Annotated in this window: 17 protein-coding genes and 3 pseudogenes; 9 read left to right on the top strand and 11 right to left on the bottom strand. The window is 69.8% G+C overall.

All coding sequences use genetic code 11. From position 1 onward, the window contains the following. From ACZ56L_RS21990 to ACZ56L_RS21970, 5 genes and pseudogenes are all read left to right on the top strand, one after another. Positions 1 to 1,200 (top strand): RHS repeat-associated core domain-containing protein (locus tag ACZ56L_RS21990; RefSeq protein WP_471065705.1); only part of this gene is annotated, 1,200 nt, incomplete at its 5' end. A 419-nt stretch (positions 1,201 to 1,619) separates the two neighbouring features. After that, positions 1,620 to 2,195, top strand: a pseudogene (locus ACZ56L_RS21985) (RHS repeat-associated core domain-containing protein); the annotation flags it as partial. 279 nt (positions 2,196 to 2,474) lie between these two features. Then, a complete protein-coding gene (locus ACZ56L_RS21980; protein WP_471065703.1) occupies positions 2,475 to 2,975 on the top strand; it encodes an RHS repeat-associated core domain-containing protein in 501 nt (166 codons plus the stop codon). A gap of 486 nt (positions 2,976 to 3,461) precedes the next feature. Continuing rightward, a pseudogene (locus ACZ56L_RS21975) lies at positions 3,462 to 3,842 on the top strand (RHS repeat-associated core domain-containing protein); the annotation flags it as partial. A 935-nt stretch (positions 3,843 to 4,777) separates the two neighbouring features. Next, positions 4,778 to 6,055, top strand: a complete 1,278-nt coding sequence (locus tag ACZ56L_RS21970; protein WP_471065701.1) for a hypothetical protein — start codon at positions 4,778 to 4,780, stop codon at positions 6,053 to 6,055. Between the two features lie 22 nt (positions 6,056 to 6,077). On the opposite strand, the pseudogene ACZ56L_RS21965 reads toward ACZ56L_RS21970, so the two are convergent. From ACZ56L_RS21965 to ACZ56L_RS21925, 9 genes and pseudogenes are all read right to left on the bottom strand, one after another. Continuing rightward, a pseudogene (locus tag ACZ56L_RS21965) lies at positions 6,078 to 6,221 on the bottom strand (DUF397 domain-containing protein); the annotation flags it as partial. A gap of 39 nt (positions 6,222 to 6,260) precedes the next feature. Further along, positions 6,261 to 6,482, bottom strand: a complete 222-nt coding sequence (locus ACZ56L_RS21960) for a Scr1 family TA system antitoxin-like transcriptional regulator (RefSeq protein WP_468691426.1) — start codon at positions 6,480 to 6,482, stop codon at positions 6,261 to 6,263. Positions 6,483 to 6,570: 88 nt separating this feature from the next. Continuing rightward, entirely contained in the window at positions 6,571 to 7,437 is an 867-nt protein-coding gene (locus ACZ56L_RS21955; RefSeq protein WP_471065699.1) for a GNAT family N-acetyltransferase, read from the bottom strand. 76 nt (positions 7,438 to 7,513) lie between these two features. Beyond that, positions 7,514 to 8,092, bottom strand: coding sequence for a YwqG family protein (locus tag ACZ56L_RS21950; RefSeq protein ID WP_345228469.1), 579 nt, complete (start codon positions 8,090 to 8,092; stop codon positions 7,514 to 7,516). 93 nt (positions 8,093 to 8,185) lie between these two features. Then, positions 8,186 to 8,773, bottom strand: coding sequence for a Clp protease N-terminal domain-containing protein (locus tag ACZ56L_RS21945; RefSeq protein WP_471065730.1), 588 nt, complete (start codon positions 8,771 to 8,773; stop codon positions 8,186 to 8,188). Beyond that, entirely contained in the window at positions 8,773 to 8,982 is a 210-nt protein-coding gene (locus ACZ56L_RS21940) for an RNA polymerase sigma factor sigma-70 region 4 domain-containing protein (protein WP_345228470.1), read from the bottom strand. Before ACZ56L_RS21940 ends, ACZ56L_RS21945 begins: the two co-directional genes overlap by 1 nt. 512 nt (positions 8,983 to 9,494) lie before the next feature. Beyond that, on the bottom strand, positions 9,495 to 10,907 hold the full coding sequence (locus ACZ56L_RS21935) for a glycoside hydrolase family 5 protein (RefSeq protein WP_471065697.1): 1,413 nt from the start codon (positions 10,905 to 10,907) through the stop codon (positions 9,495 to 9,497). Positions 10,908 to 10,988: 81 nt separating this feature from the next. Further along, the gene (locus ACZ56L_RS21930) at positions 10,989 to 11,954 is read right to left on the bottom strand and encodes a zinc-binding dehydrogenase (protein WP_401756029.1); all 966 of its coding nucleotides are present in this window, start codon (positions 11,952 to 11,954) and stop codon (positions 10,989 to 10,991) included. Positions 11,955 to 12,219: 265 nt separating this feature from the next. Continuing rightward, positions 12,220 to 13,425, bottom strand: coding sequence for an NAD(P)-dependent malic enzyme (locus ACZ56L_RS21925; RefSeq protein WP_345228473.1), 1,206 nt, complete (start codon positions 13,423 to 13,425; stop codon positions 12,220 to 12,222). 676 nt (positions 13,426 to 14,101) lie between these two features. Here ACZ56L_RS21925 and ACZ56L_RS21920 point away from each other — a divergent pair. The 3 genes from ACZ56L_RS21920 (at position 14,102) to ACZ56L_RS21910 (ending at position 17,339) form a co-directional block, all read left to right on the top strand. Beyond that, a complete protein-coding gene (locus ACZ56L_RS21920) occupies positions 14,102 to 15,061 on the top strand; it encodes an ABC transporter substrate-binding protein (RefSeq protein WP_468691434.1) in 960 nt (319 codons plus the stop codon). A gap of 557 nt (positions 15,062 to 15,618) precedes the next feature. Then, positions 15,619 to 16,560 carry an amino acid ABC transporter permease gene (locus ACZ56L_RS21915; protein WP_471065728.1) on the top strand — a complete coding sequence of 314 codons (942 nt, stop codon included), beginning with the start codon at positions 15,619 to 15,621 and terminating at the stop codon, positions 16,558 to 16,560. Further along, positions 16,557 to 17,339 carry an amino acid ABC transporter ATP-binding protein gene (locus ACZ56L_RS21910; protein WP_401756034.1) on the top strand — a complete coding sequence of 261 codons (783 nt, stop codon included), beginning with the start codon at positions 16,557 to 16,559 and terminating at the stop codon, positions 17,337 to 17,339. Before ACZ56L_RS21915 ends, ACZ56L_RS21910 begins: the two co-directional genes overlap by 4 nt. A 109-nt stretch (positions 17,340 to 17,448) precedes the next feature. On the opposite strand, the gene ACZ56L_RS21905 is transcribed toward ACZ56L_RS21910, so the two are convergent. Beyond that, the gene (locus ACZ56L_RS21905; RefSeq protein ID WP_471065694.1) at positions 17,449 to 18,234 is read right to left on the bottom strand and encodes a class I SAM-dependent methyltransferase; all 786 of its coding nucleotides are present in this window, start codon (positions 18,232 to 18,234) and stop codon (positions 17,449 to 17,451) included. Positions 18,235 to 18,317: 83 nt separating this feature from the next. Between ACZ56L_RS21905 and ACZ56L_RS21900 the strand changes: the two genes are divergently transcribed. Then, positions 18,318 to 18,947 carry a CGNR zinc finger domain-containing protein gene (locus ACZ56L_RS21900; RefSeq protein ID WP_345228477.1) on the top strand — a complete coding sequence of 210 codons (630 nt, stop codon included), beginning with the start codon at positions 18,318 to 18,320 and terminating at the stop codon, positions 18,945 to 18,947. Here the strand turns inward: ACZ56L_RS21900 and sodX are convergent. Next, positions 18,851 to 19,303, bottom strand: coding sequence for a nickel-type superoxide dismutase maturation protease (gene sodX, locus ACZ56L_RS21895; RefSeq protein WP_345228478.1), 453 nt, complete (start codon positions 19,301 to 19,303; stop codon positions 18,851 to 18,853). The two genes, ACZ56L_RS21900 and sodX, sit on opposite strands and share 97 nt — an antisense overlap. Positions 19,304 to 19,391 lie beyond the last annotated feature (88 nt).

The following is a 19,391-nucleotide window of genomic DNA, read 5'->3' as shown; positions in this document are numbered from 1 at the left end:
ACCAAGACCACTTACCCCGGCGGCACGGTCCAGGACACCACCCTGGACAAGTCCGGCCGCCCCACCCTGATCAAGGCGACCTCGCCCAAGGGCACGCTCACCAACACCTCGTACACCTACTCCTACGTCGCCGGCACAGCGACCAAGGACGGCACGAAGATCCGCACCTCCACCGACGGCGTCATGGGTCTCGCCAAGACCTACACCTATGACAGTGCGGGCCGCTTCTCCTACTCCGAGGAGAAGAAGGGCACCACCCTCGCCGCGTCCTACCAGTACTGCTACGACGCAGCGGGCAACCTCACCTCCCAGGGCTCCGCGAAGGGCTGCCCCTCCGGCATCGCCCTGACGTACAACGACGCCTCCCAGCTCATCTCGCGTGCGGGCTCCACCGCGGGCTGGGGCTACGACAAGGCGGGCAACGAGACCGACGGCGCCAGCGGCGTCGAGCGGGCCCGCACGGGCGGGGTCTGGTCGGATCACTCGCAGCAGACCTCGGTGACCGTGGCCGGGAAGAAGTACACGGGCCTGTACGGCTCGACCGACCAGTCCGAGCGCCTCTTCTACGGCGACACCACGCTGCACAACGGCCCCCTCGGCCTGGCCGGAAAGACCGACCCGACCGGCGACATGGGATTCAACCGGGAAGCCTCGGGCACCCTCAACTCCATGACGACCGCAGGCAAGTCGTACTACTACCTCACCGACGCACTCGGCTCCGTCCTCGCGCTCGCGGACGAGACCGGCGCGAAGGTGAACGAGTACCGCTACAGCCCCCGCGGCGTCGACGGCACCTTCACCGAGAAGGTCCCCCAGCCCTACCGGTTCGCCGGCGGCTACCAGGACCCCACCGGCCTCTACCACTACGGTGCCCGGTACTACGACCCCCGCATCGGCCGCTTCACCAGCCCTGACCCCTCCGGCCAGGAGAAGAACCCGTATCTGTTCGCCGAGGGAGACCCGGTCAACCGCATCGACCCTACGGGATCGCTCAGTTGCCCCGGCTTCCTTAAATCCGCTTGCAAGGCCGTCACGTCGTTCGGCAAAAAGGCCGCTGGCCCCATCAAGGGCGGGGCGCAGTTCGGGCTTGTGTGTTATACCGTCAAGTCCTTTGACGATGAGCCCCACGATAACGAGTGGGGACATGAATTGAAGCAGCTCGGCAAGTGCTTTGGAGTAGGGGCTGCCCTCCCTGAATAGGAGGCAGCTGTCCGACCGGTTCGAAAAGAGGAAAGAGTATGGGTGACAAGAGGACCGGTACGGTCGAACGCCTAATGGTGTCAATCGTCGCGGCCATCGTACTGGGTTCGATCGCTGGGCTCCTCTACCTGTTGGCAGGCACCCCATTATCGAAGTCAGCCACCTCTGCAGGGTGGGCTGCCCTGATCTGGGTCCCCGTCCTCTTCGTTGGCACGCTGGTGCATGACGCTTACAAAGAGCGCAGGAACCGCCAGTCGCCTACGAACCCGAGGTAGGACAGCGTTGCAAGTGGCTCCGGCGCATCGCATGCGTCGGAGCCACAGCCACGACCGCGTGTGCAACATCAAACGGGTCAAGCCAGGTCCATGCCATGCGCTCGACAACCGACTCAGTTATGCGTCTTGTTGATACACAGTACTCCTCTGGGAACCCGGCCCCTCAACTCCTCGACGACCGGGGGCAAGTCGTACTACTACCTCACCGATGCACTGGGCTCCGTCCTGGCCATGGCCGACGAAACCGGCACCAAGGTGAACGAGTACCGCTACAGCCCCCGCGGCGTCGACGGCACCTTCACCGAAAAGGTCCCCCAGCCCTACCGGTTCGCCAGCGGCTACCAGGACCCCACCGGCCTCTACCACTACGGCGCCCGCTACTACGACCCCCGCATCGGCCGCTTCACCAGCCCTGACCCCTCCGACCAGGAGAAGAACCCGTACCTCTACGCCGAAGGCGACCCCGTCAACCGCATCGACCCGACTGGCCTTTTCAGCTTCAAGGACCTCGGTGTCGACACTCTGATCGGCACTATAGGTGGCACTGTGACGGGCTGTGTCGGAGGCGCAGTCACAGCCGCCATCGTCGGGACTGCTGCAGGCCCTGGTGGTACGGCAGTCGGTGCAGTGGGAGGTTGCCTCATAGGAGCCGCCGGGGGCGGAGCCGCCGGAATCGCTGGTGGTGCGGTGACATCGACCCTGAACCAGCTCCTTAAGTAGATTTCAAAGCAGAAGCGGAGGCTCGGAAGTGAGCACTCTCACCATTGTTCTGATTGGTGCAGCCATTGGGCTCGTCGTCGGCCCACTGACCGTGGTGCTCGTCAATAGGGCCCGGCGACGCCGCTGAAGCATGTAGAGCACAGGCAAGGTGTGGTGAAAACGCAATGTTTTCACCACACCTTGCTGCGCTGCAGATTGGTCAACAAGAGCTCCGACCGGCAGTGTGAGTGAGCAACTGCGAGCGTCGCATGTGACGGTGAGGACGAGACTGACGCGAAGATGCATGGACACCACTGCAGCCCTGACAGCGTCGAGTGCTCCTTCACCGAACAAGTACCCCAGCGCTACCGCTTCGCGGGCGGCTACCAGGACCCGACGGGCCCGCACCACCTCAAGGCCCGCTACTACGCCCCCCGCATCGGCCGCTTCACCAGCCCTGACCCCTCCGGCCAGGAGAAGAACCCGTACCTCTACGCCGAAGGCGACCCGGTCAACCGCATCGACCCCAGCGGGACTCTTAGCCTCAAGAGTTTCGCAGGAAAAACGATGAAGAAGCTCGGGACGGCGTCAGACATTCTCGCCGTCGGGGAATTCGGTGCTCAGATGGCTGAGGGCCGGTACAAGGAAGCGGCGGGAACAGCTCTCAGCTTCGCCGCAGACAAAGTGTTCACTGCTGGCTGCGCCGCCCTCACGAGCGGAGCAGGTGCCGTCCCGTGTGCAGTGGGCGGGATGGCGGTTGGGGAGCTGACGAACGCAGCCTACGAGGCTGCCACAAGCTGACAACTACTGACTGCCAGATGGCATGGGAGGATTACTGATGACGGCGACTCAGAGTTTGGTGACCATGTCCTACAAGGGACTGGGAGGGGTACCCGTCTGGATTCTCATCGGAGTCGTGGTGCTCTGCGTAATAGTCGCATTCGCCGCGAAGAGCCGAAAGAAGTAGGGACTCCCGGTTTCTGGTAAGCAGCACCGTGCCCCGCTCCTCAGACGACCGAGGAGCGGGGCACATCCAGGAGCAGCCAGTAGCCCAGTTGGTTGGATCCTTCCACCGGGACCGCATGACGGAGTTCTCCACCACGGTCACCTGCATCTACGACGGCGACGGCAATCTCTCGCTTTCAGACTCATAGGGTGGGCGGTGCCTCTGGCACTGTCGTTGGTGCCGTCGGCTCCGCGCCTCGACCGTCCACCCGCGCATCACGAGGGCCTGGGCGGATACCGGTTACACACCACTAGGCCTCTTCGGGAACCGACCCGTCCGGGGACATGGGATTCAGCCGGGAGCCCGGGGGCACCCTGAACTCCATGACGACCGTGGGCAAGCCGTACTACTACCTCACCGACGCACTCGGCTCCGTCCTCGCGCTCGCGGACGAGACCGGCGCCAAGGTGAACGAGTACCGCTACAGCCCCCGCGGCGTCGACGGCACCTTCACCCAGAAGGTCCCCCAGCCCTACCGGTTCGCCGGCGGCTACCAGGACCCCACCGGCCTCTACCACTACGGCGCCCGGTACTACGACCCCCGCATCAGCGGGTTCACCTTGCCGAACCCGCCGGGCCAGGAGGAGAACCCGTGCCTGTACGCCGAAGGCGGCCCCGTCAATCGCCTCGGCCCCTCAAGCATGCTGAGTCTGGGTGGCATGGTGGGGGGGGGCTGTAGCAGGTGGGCTCGGAGCTGCTGCAAAGGCGGGGCAAGGCAGCCTTCGCTGCGAATGCGGCCAGAAGTAAGGCGTTGGACCAGCAGATCTGAAGCTGCGGGTGGGGGCGCTCATCCACCCACAGTCAGCAGAAAGGTTACAGGTGGAGAATTATTCGGCACGACTAGCAGTATTTATCGGTGGCCTTGTCGTTTTCGGGCTGATTGTTTGGCCTGTTCTCACGTGGATGCAGGGGCAGGCGTACGGGCTGAGACTGACTGTTGGAGTCGTCCTGCTACTCGTCCTTCTGGGATACATGTTCGCAGGAGGGATCTGGGCGAACAAGGGAAAACGTTCCACCTGATCAGTGCAAGACAGTCCGAGCCTCTTCGCCGCAGCGACACCACCTTCTACAACCAGTCGCTGGGCCTCTCCTGCGGAATGTAGAGAGGTTCAGCCAGGTGTGCGTTGAGGAATAGGACACTTCGCCAGGAAGGTGTCCTATTCCGCGCGAGCGTCGGATATTCGTCCCACGTCGCACGGCTCGACCGGCCAGGCCGAGCGTCTCTGCTGCGGTGACACCGCTCAGAGCCACACACTTCGCGATCGGCCGGGTCAGGGTCGTACGACTAATTCACCCTTCAGGGCGAGCCGTTGGCGGATGCGATGGACCGGCATTCTGCCGTCCTGCCTTCATGTGTCCCAGCCGTTCAAGAGCGAGAACATGGAGGACTTCTTGGCAGGATGGAAGAGTGTTGCGGTCGGCCTGATGGCAGGATGCGTGCCCGCCACCTGTTCGGCTGTCGGCGGTCTGGCGGAGAAGACCCAGGGGCGGTACTGGGCTCCGCCCCTCAACCCCTGCTGATTCACCACCGCCGCCTCCTCCCGTCCGGCACCCCCGTCCCCGGTGCCGGGCGTTTCTCCTGCTCAGGGAAGCCCCCGTGATCGAAGCCTCCGTCAACGCACTGCCCGGTGTGACCGTCTTCTTCCTCGTTCTGGCGGTACTCGTCGGTCCACCTGCCGCCCTGTGGGCCCGCGCCCGGGGCCGGTCCGCACTCCTCGCGTCGGCGGCGGCGGTCCTGTTCGCCGGCGCGCTCGCGGTCACCCTCGCACCGGGGCGCAACACCGCTCCGGTGGAACGGGTGTGCGCCACCGGTACCTCCCTGCACGGCGCGCTGCAGACGGTCCCGGGACAGCTCAACGCGGTGATCTTCCTGCTCCCGTGCCTGCTGCTCGTACTCGCCACCCGACGTCCGCTCACTTCTCTCGGCGTCACCTGCCTGGTCGTTCCCGGCGTGGAGGCCGCTCAGGCGCTGCTGCCGCTCGGGCGCAGTTGCACCTTCATCGACCTCGGCCTCAACTGCCTTGGTGCTGGGGCAGGTTGGGGCGCTGGTGCGCTTCTCCTCGTGGTACGTGATCGGGCCGGGGCCTTCCCCCGTTGCGAGGTCGTACGAGGCGCGGCCTTCACCGCGGGCGGGGCCCTGGCCGTACTGGCACTCTTCCACAGCGCGATCACCCCCGTCACGGGCCTCTCCGACGGCCAGGACCTGACCCCCGCCCAAGCCGACTGGGCCCGGGCGACCTCCACCGCCCTCTTCGGACCGCAGGCCCGCGTCATCAACGTCCAGCAGACTCCGCAGCTCGGCGAGCAGCCGTTGCGGATCGCCGTCTACACCGACAAGGGCCGAACCGAGCTGGACTGGGACCACCGCAGGATCTTCTCGGCCGAGTCCTACGATCACCAGGGCACCCGGGGCTCGCTGAACGTACGTCAACTGCGGGCACGAGCAGCGGAGTTCGGCGCACGCTGGTTTTCCGGGCAGACGCACGGGCTCCAGCCCCGGATCGAACCTCTCGGCCCGGGCAACGGCCCCGTACTGGCCAGCTACCGGCGTTACCGCCACCACGTCCTGATGCCGATGCGCCTCGACTTCACCCTCGCCCGGAACGGGAACCTCATGGCGCTCACCACCCGCTTCGCCCCCGACCCCGCCCTCCCCGCCCCGCGCCTCAGCCGCGCCGAGGCGCAGCGGCGTGCGGAGGCGGCGAGCGGGTGGACCGCCACCGGCCCGGGCTTCCTGCTGGCCGAGCAGGTGGGCGGTCTGTGGCGTCCGCTGTGGCTGGTGAACGTCGGCACGGGCGGCAGGGCCGAGCGGGCGGTACGGGTGGACACGGTGACCGGTGCGGTTGTCGTGCCCGACCCGCCCCGTGACTACTGAGCCGGGCTCGGGACAGTACGCGCTAGCGGAAGGTGTCAGCCTTCACCGCGGTGAGGAAGTCGCCCCAGGCGGCGGGGTCATGGAACTGGGTGTCCCGTACAGCCCGGCCCCCGTCGGCCGTCCGCGCGACCTCCACGCATTCGTCGGCAGAGGCTCCCCCGGAGTGGGTCGACTTCGCGAAGGGGGGTGACGATCTGCTGTTCGCTCACGTTTCCTCGTTCTCCGTGGCGATGCCGTTCATCAACTGCCGGATGAAGGTGAGACTCCGGTCCGGCGTCAGGGCCGCCGACCGCAGCGCCTCGTAGGCGTGCAGGTAGCCCGCCATGTCCTCGTGGTCTTCGAGGTTCACGCTGTTGGCCATGGTGTCCTGCACGACGGCCTCCAGGGCCGTACCCAGCGACGCGGGGTCGCCGAGATCGCCGCGCACGTCGGACTTCGACGCGAGGACTCCCCTACGTCAACCGAGATTGAGGTCAAGTGCCAGCCGGGGTCCCCGCAGGGCCGCCGCCTGACGGTCAGGCGGGCCGGACGATGTCCAGTCGTTCGGGCGACGGCTCGTATCCGGCGGCCCTGTACGTGGCGGCGGCACCCGCGTTCGAGCCCTCGGCGGCGACGAGCGCGCTGCACGCGCCCATCTCGCGCAGCGCCGCCGCGGCGGCGACGCTGATCGCCGTCCCGTGGCCGCGGCCGCGATGGTCGGCGTGCACGCCCATCGGCTCCAGCAGGCCGGGCTTTCCGGGGCCGGCCGACCAGACCGTCGCCGCGGCCACCGCGTCACCCCGGTCGTCGTAGCCGATCAGGCAGCGGGCGTCGGCGTACACCGGTCCGGCCGCCAGGACGTGCCAGACCTCCTCGGTGAACATCGGGCTGCCGAAGGCCGAGCGGTGCACCGCGGTCCGTGTCGCCGCCGTCCGCGGGCCGGCCACCTCGATGCGCAGCCCGGAGTCCTCCACCGGAGCGGTGAGGTCGCGGCGCAGCGGCGTCCACGGTGCGCCCGGATTCCAGCCCGCCTCCAGGAGGACCTCGCGGAGCAGGGCTCCGGTGGGGACCTCGAGACCGGCCTCTCCGGGCGGGAGCACTCCGCGCCCCGGGTCGCTGAAGTCCGCCAGCAGTTGCCGCGCCAGAGCCTCGTCCTGCCGCAGGTCCGGCGCGGTCGTCAGGCGCAGCACATCGGGGCCGTCCAGGTATCCGACGGCGACGATCCGCCCGTCCGCGCTCCAGGTACGGACGGCGGCGGCCACCTTCTCCGCGCCCAGCGCCCACGCCCAGCCGAGGTCTCCCGGGTGGAGCTGGAACGGCGTCCGGTCGTCCTGCCAGGCACGGAGCGCGTCCACGGCTTCGGTCAGCCCGTCGACGCCGGGTTCGTTCACAACGATCGTCATGACTCCGCACCCAACATCACCGGGACGCCCCGCGGCACCCGGTTTTCTCCGGCCGGTCGGCGCGGGAGGGTGTGCTCTAGGCGCACTGCCAGAGGAAGCGGCCCTCGCCTCCGTCCGGGGACAGGAACGCGTAACCGATGCCCGCGTCACCGAAGTCGACGTCCACCGGCAGGGCCGTCGCGTCGAGCTGGACCAGCAGGGTCCATGGTTCCCCCGCTTCCTCCCCCGGTGTCTCCTCGCCCTGGAGCCACAGGGGCTCCACGCCCGGACCGCCGAGGAACTGCCAGGTCTCCCCGTCCTCGTCCGGCTTTCCCGGTACGGCCAGGTGGTCGTCCCCGACGGAGGGGCCGGAGGTCAACTCCCGTACGCCTGCGACGAAGGGCGGCATCCGGCCGCCCGGCTGCACGACCACCGCGTTCTCCCCGCCGTCCGGGGCGAAGGTGTCCGAGGCGTCCCCGGTCATGAAGACGTACGCCAGGCGGTCGCCCGGCAGCTCGAACTGGCCGATGAATTCCATCGGTTCGCCGGACTCCGCGGAGAGCGGCCACTGGGGGGCGTCCAGCCACACCGGCCGGCCGCCCACCTTCGTGACCGGCTCCGCGACCGCCCGGCCCGCGGGCACGAACTCCACCGGAACCGGAACCGGATCTGCCACCACCACGAACCTCCCGCAAAGCGACGAAACGAGCGTTGTCGACCGACCATAGCGGTCGGGTCCGACAACGCCCGTTCCGAGCGGGTGGCGAGGCTACTCGCCGTCGCTCCCGAACATCACCCGCTCCACGTCCCCGTACCCCGCCCCGAAGTCCGTCAGGGCCTCCGAGACGACGCCCGGGCGCACCGTCAGCGTCAGGAGGAGGTGCTCTTCGCCGATGTACTTGTCGCCCCGGCCCAGCGCCACCCTCAGCGACTGCTCCAGCACCTTCTTCGCACCCGGGGTGAACGGCCGGTGGTCCAGCAGTGCCCGCCTGCGCCGCGTCCGGGGGCGGCGGGCGGGTTCGGCCTCGGGGGCGCCCGGGCCGAGCACGCCCGGCCCGTGCGTCTCCTCGACCTTGGCGACGATGGCGTCCACGTCGATCCCGAGGCCGGCGAGTGCGTCCGTGTCGGCCTTCGACATGCCGCCCCTGCGGCGGGCCGCCGCCAGTGCCGCTTCGATGTCGGTGCGGCGGTCGCGCACGCCGAGCGCCGTGAAGGCGAAGTAGGCGCGGCCTTCCGCCGTGTCGAGGAGGGAGAGGAGGAGGTGTTCCTCGGTGACCTGGGGGTGGTCGAGCCGCTCGGCCTGGGCGACCGCGCCGGTCACCGTACGGCGGGCGCTCTCCGTGAACCGTTCGAACATCATCGACCCCCATGCTTCTTGTGCACGGCCTGCTTGCTGACGCCCAGTTCGGCGGCGATCTCCTGCCAGGACCAGCCCTGGTTGCGAGCGCCCCGTACCTGTACGGCCTCCAGTTGCTCCAGCAGGCGTCGCAGGGCGACGACTGCGCGGAGCCCGACCTTGGGGTCCTGGTCTCCCGCCCTGGCGGCGAGATCGGTTGCTTCGCTCATATCCGTCAATGTACGTTGACGACCCTCTCCCGTCAACCCCAGTTGACAAGCCGCCCCGCACCTTCCTTCCGAGCCTCCTTGGGCACCGCAGCCGCCCTCCGCCCCCGCCCCCTTGGGCGACGGGGCCGCCCCAAGGGGGCGAGGGGGGTACCCCCTGCTCGAGCGAAGCCGAGAGCTTGGGGGAGGGCGGGCAAGGGGGCGGCCCCTTCCGCTCCCGGCCCACCCGGGTACCGCCCCCTGCGCAAGCGCCTGCGCCGGACGCGCGACCCTGCCAGAGCTGTGAATCCAACCCCGGTACCGGACGCCTCAGCCTCGTTCTGCTCAGGCAGAGAGGCCCCGGACCCGCCCCTTTCCCTAAAGCGCTCGCCGCGCGGCCAAGGGGAACGGTTCCGTGCAGGTGCGTCGTGGCTGGTCGCGCAGTTCCCCGCGCCCCTGAATGGGGCGCATCGCCGGGTAAGCCCGTGCGGGTGCGTTGGGGTTGGGGGCGTCGACGGTGTGCGGGGGCGCGGTGGTTATCGCTTCTGGACGGTCACCGTGACCTGGCCGCCCGGGAGGCCGTGCACGCGTACCCGCTCCGCCCGGCCCGGCGCGACCCCCCGTGTCGCCGTCCAGCCCCGGCCGCTCACCCGGACCCGCCAGCCCCTCGCGTCCGGCGGCACCGAGATCTCCGCGCCCGCGCCGCCGCGCGCGGACGGCTCGTAGGAGAAGGTGTACGTACCGTTCGCGTACGTCTCCGAGCGCGTCCGGCCCGCGACGGCCGCCGCGTACGGGGCCGCGGTCTGCTGCTTGTGGCCGCGCAGCCTGCCCGACGCGTCGACCGCGCAGTAGCCGCCGCCGTAGCACCAGACGTAGCCCGCCCAGCCGGAGCTGTAGCGGCTGAAGGAGGCGAGGGCGTCGCGGTAGAAGGCGCCCATGTTCGGGCCGTCGTTGTTCAGGGGGCCCCACTCGCCGACGACGACCGGGACGCCGTACCGCTTCGGGTACTGGGTGACGGCGGCCTCGTAGCGTTCGATCCAGCCGTCGGCCGGGTCGTAGTCCGCGCCCGCCTCCATGGCGGTGTTGTAGAAGTGCGGCGCGTACACGACCTTCTTCTTCGGGTCCTTGATCCGGCCGAGGCCCGTCGGCACGCCCTCGCCGACGATCGGGGTCGGTTCGACGAACAGCCACTTCTTCGCGTCCACCGAACGGACCGCCGCCGCGAGGCGGTTGTGCATCGGGGTGATCTGGTCGCGTTCGATACGGCGGGCGGCCGTGGGGAGGTCCTCGCCCTCCTTGAGCTCGCCCATGGGCTCGTTCAGGAAGTCGTAGCCGAAGACGGCGGGGTGGTCGCCGAAGCGGTCGGCGAGCAGCCGCCAGACCTTCGCCTGCGCCTGCTGGAGGTCCTCGTCCTCGTAGAGGTGGGTGAACGCGCGCTGCACGGCGGGCTGGAAGTACTCCGAGAACCAGTCGTCGGGGTTCGGAGTGAAGGGGAGGCCGTCCGTGCGGGTCGCCCATTCCGGGATGCCGCGGTGCCCGAAGGCGGGGCCGAAGACGTCCTGGTGGCCGTCGAGGAGGACCTTCACCCGGTACTTGTGGGCCCAGCCCAGGATGCGGTCGACCTTGCGGAGGTACGCCTCGCTGTACCTGCCGCGCACCGCCTCGATGTCGTCCCAATAGACGAGCAGGCGCGCGAAGTTGAAGCCCTGCGCGCTCATGTCGCGGAAGTGCTTCTCGGTGACGAGGGTGAGGGCCTGGTCGCCCCGGTTGGTCTTGTCCTCGACGTTCCAGCCGCGCAGGGTGATCGTGCGGCCCCGGTCGTCGGTGAGCCGGGGGACGGCGGGCTCGGCCGCCGGCTTCCGCTCCGCCGCGTGCGCGGCGGGGCCGGCCAGCAGGGCCGCACAGCTCGCACCGACAACAAGGGATCTTCCGTACGTGCTGCTGCGCATGGGGGCACTCCTCGGCCGTCCGGCGTCGCCGGTCACTCGCAAGTCAGGTGCCGGCGATCCAAACAGTGCCCCCGGGGACTCTCAAGACCCGGTGAGCACAATCTTTCCGAAGAGTTCGCCGCCCGCCATCCGCTCGAAGCCCTCCCGGGCGCGGTCCAGCGGCAGGACCCGGTCGATCACGGGACGTACACCGGTGGCCGCGCAGAAGTTGAGGAGGTCCTCCAGCTCGTCCTTCGACCCCATCGTCGAGCCGACGACCCTCAGCTCCAGGAAGAAGATCCGGTTCAGCTCGGCGTTGGACGGGGTCTGCCCGCTGGTCGCGCCCGAGATGACCAGTGTGCCGCCCGGGCGGAGGGACTTGACGGAGTGCGACCAGGTGGCCGCCCCCACCGTCTCGATGACGGCATCGACCCGCTGCGGCAGCCGCGCGCCCGGCTCGAAGGCGTCCACCGCGCCCAGCTCCACGGCCCGCTTCCGCTTGGCCTCGTCGCGGCTGGTGGCGTACATCCGCAGACCGGCGGCCTTCCCGAGGACGATCGCGGCGGTGGCGACGCCGCCGCCCGCGCCCTGCACCAGGACCGCGTCGCCGGGGCGCACGCCCGCGTTGGTGAACAGCATCCGGTACGCCGTCAGCCACGCGGTGGGCAGGCAGGCGGCCTCCTCGAAGCTGATGCCGCTCGGCTTGGGGAGGACGTTCCAGGTGGGCACGGTGACGCGCTCGGCGAAGGTGCCCTGGTACTTCTCGGTGAGGATCGAGCGCTTCTCGTACGGGCCGACGCCGTGCCCGGTCTCCCCGATGACGGAGTGGACGACGACCTCGTTGCCGTCCTCGTCGATACCGGCGGCGTCGCAGCCGAGGATCATCGGGAAGGCGTCCTCGGTGATGCCCACCCCCCGCAGCGACCACAGGTCGTGGTGGTTGAGGCTGGCGGCCTTCACTGTCACGGTGGTCCACCCGGGCCGCGCTTCGGGCTCCGGGCGCTCCCCCAGCTCCAGGCCGTTCAGCGGCTGGTCACGGTCGATGCGGGCTGCGTAGGCGGCGAACATGGGGTGACGATAGGCCCCGTCGGGGGCCCGGCGGAACCGCTCCCGGGTGTGACCCGCGCCGCGTCGCGCCGCTCCGACCGTCCTCGTCCGCCGTCGTCCGGCATCGTCCGCTGTCGTCCGTCTTCATCCGCTGTCGTACGGCGTCGTCCGCCGGGCTCGCGTGCTCTTCGCCCGGGCGGCCCGCCCGCCGTGCCCCCGCGCGGACACGGGCCGCGCCCGTGCCCCCCGCACCGGGGACACGGGCGCGGCCCATAACGTAACGCGGCTAGCGGCGCGCCACACCCTCCGCGCGGGCGGCGGCGGCGACGGCGGCCGTGACCGCCGGGGCGACGCGCTCGTCGAACGGGGAGGGGATGACGTAGTCGGCGGCGAGCTTGTCGCCCACGACGTCGGCCAGCGCGTTCGCGGCGGCGATCTTCATGCCCTCGGTGATCGTCGTCGCGCGCACCTGGAGGGCGCCCGCGAAGATGCCCGGGAAGGCGAGGACGTTGTTGATCTGGTTCGGGTAGTCCGAGCGGCCCGTGGCCACGACCGCCGCGTACTTGTGCGCGATGTCGGGGTGGACCTCGGGGTTCGGGTTGGCCATGGCGAACACGCAGGCGTTGGCCGCCATGGAGGCGACGGCGGGCTCGGGGACCGTACCGCCGGAGACGCCGATGAAGACGTCCGCGCCCGCGAGGGCGGACTCCAGGGAGCCGGACAGGTTCGCCTTGTTCGTCAGCTCGGCCAGCTCGCGCTTGACCGGGGTGAGGTCGTCCCGGTCGCGGCTCACGATGCCCTTGCGGTCGGCGACGGCGACGTCGCCGAGGCCGGCCTCCAGGAGGAACTTGGCGATGGCCACGCCCGCCGCGCCCGCGCCCGAGATGACGGCGCGCAGGTCGCTCAGCGAGCGGTTGGTGAGGCGGGCCGCGTTGCGCAGGGCGGCCAGGGTGACGACGGCCGTGCCGTGCTGGTCGTCGTGGAAGACCGGGATGTCGAGGGCTTCCTTGAGCCGGTCCTCGATCTCGAAGCAGCGGGGAGCCGAGATGTCTTCGAGGTTGACCCCGCCGAAGGACGGGGCGAGGCGGACGACGGTCTCCACGATCTCGTCCACGTTGGTGGTCGCCAGCGCGATCGGGACGGCGTCGACGCCGCCGAACTGCTTGAAGAGGATGGCCTTCCCCTCCATGACCGGGAGGGACGCCTCCGGGCCGATGTCACCGAGCCCGAGGACCGCCGTGCCGTCGGTGACGACGGCGACGACGTTCGACTTCCAGGTGTAGTCGTTGACCAGGTCCGGCTGCTCCGCGATCGCGGTGCACACCTTGGCGACACCGGGCGTGTAAGCGAGGGACAGGTCGTCCTTGTCGCGCACGGGGACGGTGGCCTGCACGGCCATCTTTCCGCCCCGGTGGAGCGCGAAGGCCGGGTCGAAGGGCTCATCCAGCCCTGCGCCCGTGCCGGTCTCGGAATTGACGATCTCCGCTGCCATGTTCTTCAGACCCCTTAAGTCTTCATCAGTTGAGGGTGGCCACTCCTGGTTGAGGAGGGGTGGGCGGGTCCGCGTCCGCGCCCTGTCAAGGGGGGCAGGTCCGCTCCGTGAAGAGCGGTCGGCCCCGCCCCGGCCAGGGGGAGGTGCGAACGCGCGGGCGCGCCGCACACGCGCCCTGGGCCCCGGATGAGGGGTGTAAGGATCCTTCTTACCGGACCGAACGCACCGACGACGAGTCCGATTCCGGGTCGGCCGCCCCGCTGTGGCCGATCGCGAGTGCGGCGCGAGGAGGTCTGGGGGGACTCGTACCACCATGTCGGACAAGTTCCGCGGAAGTCCAGGACATGTCCTGTTCTGCGACTTCTTTTGTGTCCGCATCGCGAGACTTGCCGCAGTTTCTCCGGCTGTACGGCCTCTGCTCCGCAGAAGGTCCGGCCTTCAGGTACCGGCCTGTTGAGGTTCGGGGATCACCCGTTATCTGATTTTGACATGGCCAGCCCCCTTCATGACCGGGTCCGAATGGCAAGATGCCGACATCACACCTGGTCGCGTCCGGGTCGTGCCACCCAGAGCCGCGTGCTCAGCCCTCGCGACCTGCCCGAATTCGTCCGGGCACCAGGCGTCCGGGGAAGACCCGGCCGCCCGCACGCTCACCCTCGTCTGCCGGAGGACCCCCATGACCGCTCGCACCCCCCGCCGCTCTGCCGCACGTTCCCGCATGGCCGCGGTCGGCGCCCTCGCGGTCGCCGGAGCCCTGGTACTGACCGGCTGCGGCGACCAGACCAAGGCCAAGGAGCCCGCCGCGGGCGGTGACGGCAAGACCTCCGGGGCCCCGCTGGCCAACCTGCTGCCCAAGGAGATAGCCGCCAAGGGCGTCATCAAGGTCGGCTCCGACATTTCGTACGCCCCGGTGGAATTCAAGGACAAGGACGGCAAGGTCGTCGGCATCGACCCCGACATCGCCGCCGCCCTGGGCAAGCAGCTCGGGGTGAAGTTCGAGTTCCAGAACGGCGACTTCGACGCCCTGGTGACGGGTCTGCGCGCCAAGCGCTACGACATCCTGATGTCGGCGATGACCGACACCAAGGACCGCCAGGAGGGCATGGAGAACGGCAAGAAGGTCGGCGAGGGCGTCGACTTCGTGGACTACTACACCGCCGGCGTCTCCCTGTACACGCAGAAGGGCAAGTCCAACGGCATCAAGACGTGGGACGACCTGTGCGGCAAGAAGCTCGTCGTGCAGCGCACCACCGTCTCCGAGGACCTGGCCAAGACCCAGTCCGAGAAGTGCGAGAAGGGCGGCAAGGGCGCCATCAAGATCGAGGCCTTCACCAACGACCAGCAGGCCCAGACCCGCCTGCGCTCGGGCGGCGCGGACGCCGGTTCCTCGGACTCCCCGGTGACGGCGTACGCGGTGAAGACCTCCGGCGGCGGCAACGACTTCGAGAAGGTCGGCGAGGACGTCGACGCGGCTCCGTACGGCATCGCGGTCTCCAAGCAGAACAAGGAGCTCACGAAGGCCATCGAGGCGGCGCTGAAGGCGATCATCGCCAACGGCGACTACAAGAAGGCGCTCGCGAACTGGGGCGGCGAGGGCGGCGCGATCACCGAGGTCAAGGTCAACGGCGGTTCCTGACCGTCGACGCGCGGGGGCGGTGAGCGGGTCGGGTCCGGGCGGGGCACGGGTCCGGGCGGGGCACGGGTCCGGGCGGGGCCCGGGTCCGGGCGAGGCCCGGGTCCGGGCCGGGCGCGGGCCCGGGCCAGGGTCCATCGGGCGCCCGGAGCTCGTCGCGTGAGCGGCTTCGGAACGACTTCGGAGCAGGCTTCGGAACGGCTTCGGACGCGTTACGGAGCGGCCGCGCGGATCGGGCCCGCCGAGGCCGGCCGCCCGGCCCCCGCCGGCCGGACCCGGCGTCCCGGTTCCGGTGACCGGAGCCGGCCGTTCCGGACCCGGCGTGATCGGAGCCGACCGCTGCGGAGCCGGCGTGACCGGTCCCGGCCGACCCGGACCACGCGTCCCGGGCCCCCCGGGCCCCGCGTTCCGTCGGCCCGGATCTCCCGCCGCCCACGACCCGGCACCGCCCGCGCCCCCCGCACCCCCGCGATCCCGCACCCCCGCACCACCCCGCGATCCCCGTACCACCCGCCCAACGTCCCGTTCGGCGCTGAGAGGCACAACCTGTGACAGCTGACATGAACAAGAAGGGCCCCGAGGACTCCGTACCGTCCCCGGGCGGCCCGGCCACCACCCCCGTGCCGCTGAAGGCGATCCCGGTCCGGCACTACGGGCGGTACGTCTCCGCGGTCGTCGCGCTCGCCCTGCTGGCGGCGATCGTCTCCGCGTTCGCCGGGGGCAGGATCAACTGGGGCGCGATCCCGGACTACTTCTTCGACGACCGGATCCTCAGCGGCATGGGCCAGACCCTGCTGCTGACCTTCCTGTCGATGGCGATCGGCATCGTCGGCGGCATCCTGCTCGCCGTGATGCGCCTGTCGAAGAACCCGGTGACCTCCTCCATCGCCTGGTTCTACATCTGGTTCTTCCGCGGCACGCCCGTCCTCGTACAGCTGATGGTCTGGTTCAACCTGGGCCTGGTCTTCGAGTACATCAACCTGGGTCCGATCTACAAGGACTACTGGTCGGTCTTCATGACCCCGCTGCTCACCGCGCTCCTGGGCCTCGGCCTGAACGAGGCGGCGTACATGGCGGAGATCTGCCGGGCCGGTCTGCTCGCGGTCGACGAGGGCCAGACGGAGGCGTCGCACGCGCTGGGCATGACCCACGCGAAGACGCTGCGCCGGGTGGTCATCCCGCAGGCGATGCGGGTGATCGTGCCGCCGACGGGCAACGAGGTCATCAACATGCTGAAGACGACCTCGCTCGTCTCGGCGGTCCAGTTCGCCGAGCTGCTGCGCCAGGCGCAGGACATCGGGCAGACCTCGGGCGCGGCGGTGGAGATGCTCTTCCTCGCGGCGACCTGGTACCTGATCCTGACCACCCTGTTCTCCATCGGCCAGTTCTACCTGGAGCGGTACTACGGGCGCGGCTCCAGCCGTGCGCTGCCGCTCACCCCGTTCCAGAAGGTCAAGGCGAACCTGGCCTCGCTGGGCAACCGCGCGGGAGCAATGCGATGACCACGACGAAGAACTCCACCGTCCCGATGGTGAAGGCCGAGGGCGTGCACAAGTCCTTCGGCGCCGCGCACATCCTCAAGGGCATCGACCTGGAGGTGGCCCCGCGCGAGGTGTTCTGCCTGATCGGCCCGTCCGGCTCCGGGAAGTCGACCTTCCTCCGCTGCATCAACCACCTGGAGAAGGTCAACGCGGGCCGGCTGTCGGTCGACGGCGAGCTGGTCGGCTACCGGCAGAAGGGCGACAAGCTGTACGAGCTGAAGGACAGCGAGGTCGCCCGCAAGCGGCGCGACATCGGCATGGTCTTCCAGCGGTTCAACCTGTTCCCGCACATGACGGCGATCGAGAACGTCATGGAGGCGCCGATCCAGGTCAAGGGCGAGACGAAGGCCGTCGCCCGGGCCCGCGCCGAGCGCCTGCTGGACCGCGTCGGGCTCTCCGACAAGGCGAGGAACTACCCCTCGCAGCTCTCCGGCGGCCAGCAGCAGCGCGTGGCGATCGCCCGCGCGCTCGCCATGGAGCCGAAGCTGATGCTCTTCGACGAGCCGACCTCCGCGCTCGACCCGGAGCTGGTCGGCGACGTGCTGGACGTGATGCGCGGCCTCGCCGAGGACGGCATGACGATGATCGTCGTGACGCACGAGATGGGCTTCGCCCGGGAGGTCGGCGACTCGCTGGTCTTCATGGACGAGGGCGTGGTCGTCGAGTCCGGCCACCCGCGCGACGTACTGACCAATCCGCAGCACGACCGGACGAAGTCGTTCCTGTCGAAGGTGCTGTAGCGCTCCGCCGGTGCCGGTGTACGAGGAGGGGTGGTGCGGGACCGGTCCCGTACCGCCCCTCCTCGCTGGTCCGACACGTCACCTGCGCGACCCGGGCGACGTGCCCGGCCTACTTGACCGCCAGCACCAGCGCGTCCGACGGCGACGCCCACACCGCCCGCGCCTCGGCGAAGCCGGCCGCGCGCAGGGTGGAGGCGTGCCACTCCGCCGAGGGGGTCTCACCGTCCGCGTGCTCACCGAAGACGGCGAACCGTTCGGCGGTCGGGACGGCCAACTCCGGGTCGGCGGCCGCCAGGCGCCACCAGCCCGCCCAGTCGGTCACGCCCGCGTCCCCCTTCGTGCGCTCCATGAGCGCGTGCCGCTGCGCCCGCTCGGCGGCGTTGATGCGCGGGGTGGTGAGGTCCTTCATGCGGTCCGCGTTCATGAACACCCCGCCCTCGCGCACGAGTTCGGCGACCTGTCCGTAGAGGGTCGCGAGCGGGCCGAGCCTCAGCCAGTGCAGGGCGGTGGCGGTGAGCACCGCGTCGTACCGGTCGTACGGCAGCTTGTCCCGCCACGCCGGGTCGGTGAGGTCGGCGCTCACGAACTCCGCGCGGGAGTCCCCCGCGAAGGTGCCGCGGGCGATGGCGAGCAGCGCCGGGTCGAGGTCGACGCCCGTGCTCCTCGCGTCCGGGAACCGCTCCAGCAGCCTGCCCGTGATACTTCCCGTACCGCATGCGAGGTCGAGCACCCGGGCCTCGCGCCCGACGAACGCCTCCACCATGTCGAGCATGACCCGGAACCGCTCCTCACGGTCCGGCATGTACCACTCCTGCTGCCGGTCCCAGCTCGCCTGCCACTCGCTCCAGCCCTGCGGAATCCGCCCCGCGTCCGCCCCGTCCACCACGAGAACCACCCCTCCGTAATACCCTAGCCTGACAATCGCCCATTACTTTGAGCGCTCGTATCGAGACTAAACCGCCCCGGTAAGGACTACAAGTGGAACTGGCCTATTACGCGGACTACGCCGTGCGCCTGGTGAACACGGAGGAACCCGCCCGCAACAAGGACACGCTCACCTCCGTCGAGGCGGTCCGCGAGCTCTTCGGCTCCAGCCAGCAGGCCGCCCGCCGGGCGACCGACGCCGACGTGACCCGTTTCCGCTCCGTACGCACCCGGCTGCGTGCGATCTTCGAGGCGGCCGACACGGGCGACGAGACCCTCGCCGTGGACCTCCTCAACTCCCTCCTCCTGGAATTCCCGGTGAGCCCGCAGATCTCCGGCCACGAGACCCGTACCTCCGACGGCCGTCCGGACTGGCACATGCATCTCGCCGACCACCCGTCGAACGCGACCGCGGGCTTCGCCGCGACGGCCTCGATGGGCCTGGCCTTCCACGTCACCGAGTACGGCCCGGACCGCCTCGGCCTCTGCCAGGCGGCGCCCTGCCGCAACGCCTACCTGGACACCTCCACCAACCGCTCCCGCCGCTACTGCTCCGACCGGTGCGCCACGCGCGCGAACGTGGCCGCCTACCGCGCCCGCAAGCGCCTGGAGAGCGACCGGTCCGCCCACACCGGCCGCACCGCCCCCGCCAGCCACGACAGCACCACCCCCACCGACCGCTGACGCCCGGCCCGCACGGGCCGGTACCGCGCCCGCACCCGCCCGAGCACCAGGGCGGGCGGCACCACCCCGAACGCCCGGGAGTCCGAGACCTCCTCGTCCTGGTTGTCCCCGAGCACCCACCACCCCCCTTCCCTGCGCTCCACCGCCCTCTTCACCACCAGCAGGTCCTGCCGCAACGGATGCCTCAGCACCACCACGTCACCCGCCCGCACCGCGGCGCCCCAGTGCACCAGCACCTGGTCCCGGTGCCGCAGCGTGGGCACCATGGACAGCCCGGTCACCTCGGCCCTCCCGAACGGCAGCAAGCTCGCGGGCAGCCCCTGCTCGCGCGGCTGCCCCTGCCCGTAGTCCGCCATCTGCGGCACCTCCTCGTCCCGATCCCTGACCGCCCCCGGTCCCATACTGACCCCGGACTTTTGACGTAGGCCCATGGGGGCACTCGCG

The organism is Streptomyces sp. NPDC039736 (assembly GCF_055596485.1).
Note: the sequence above shows the minus strand (reverse complement) of the source record. Positions and strands in the feature narration are given on the sequence as shown.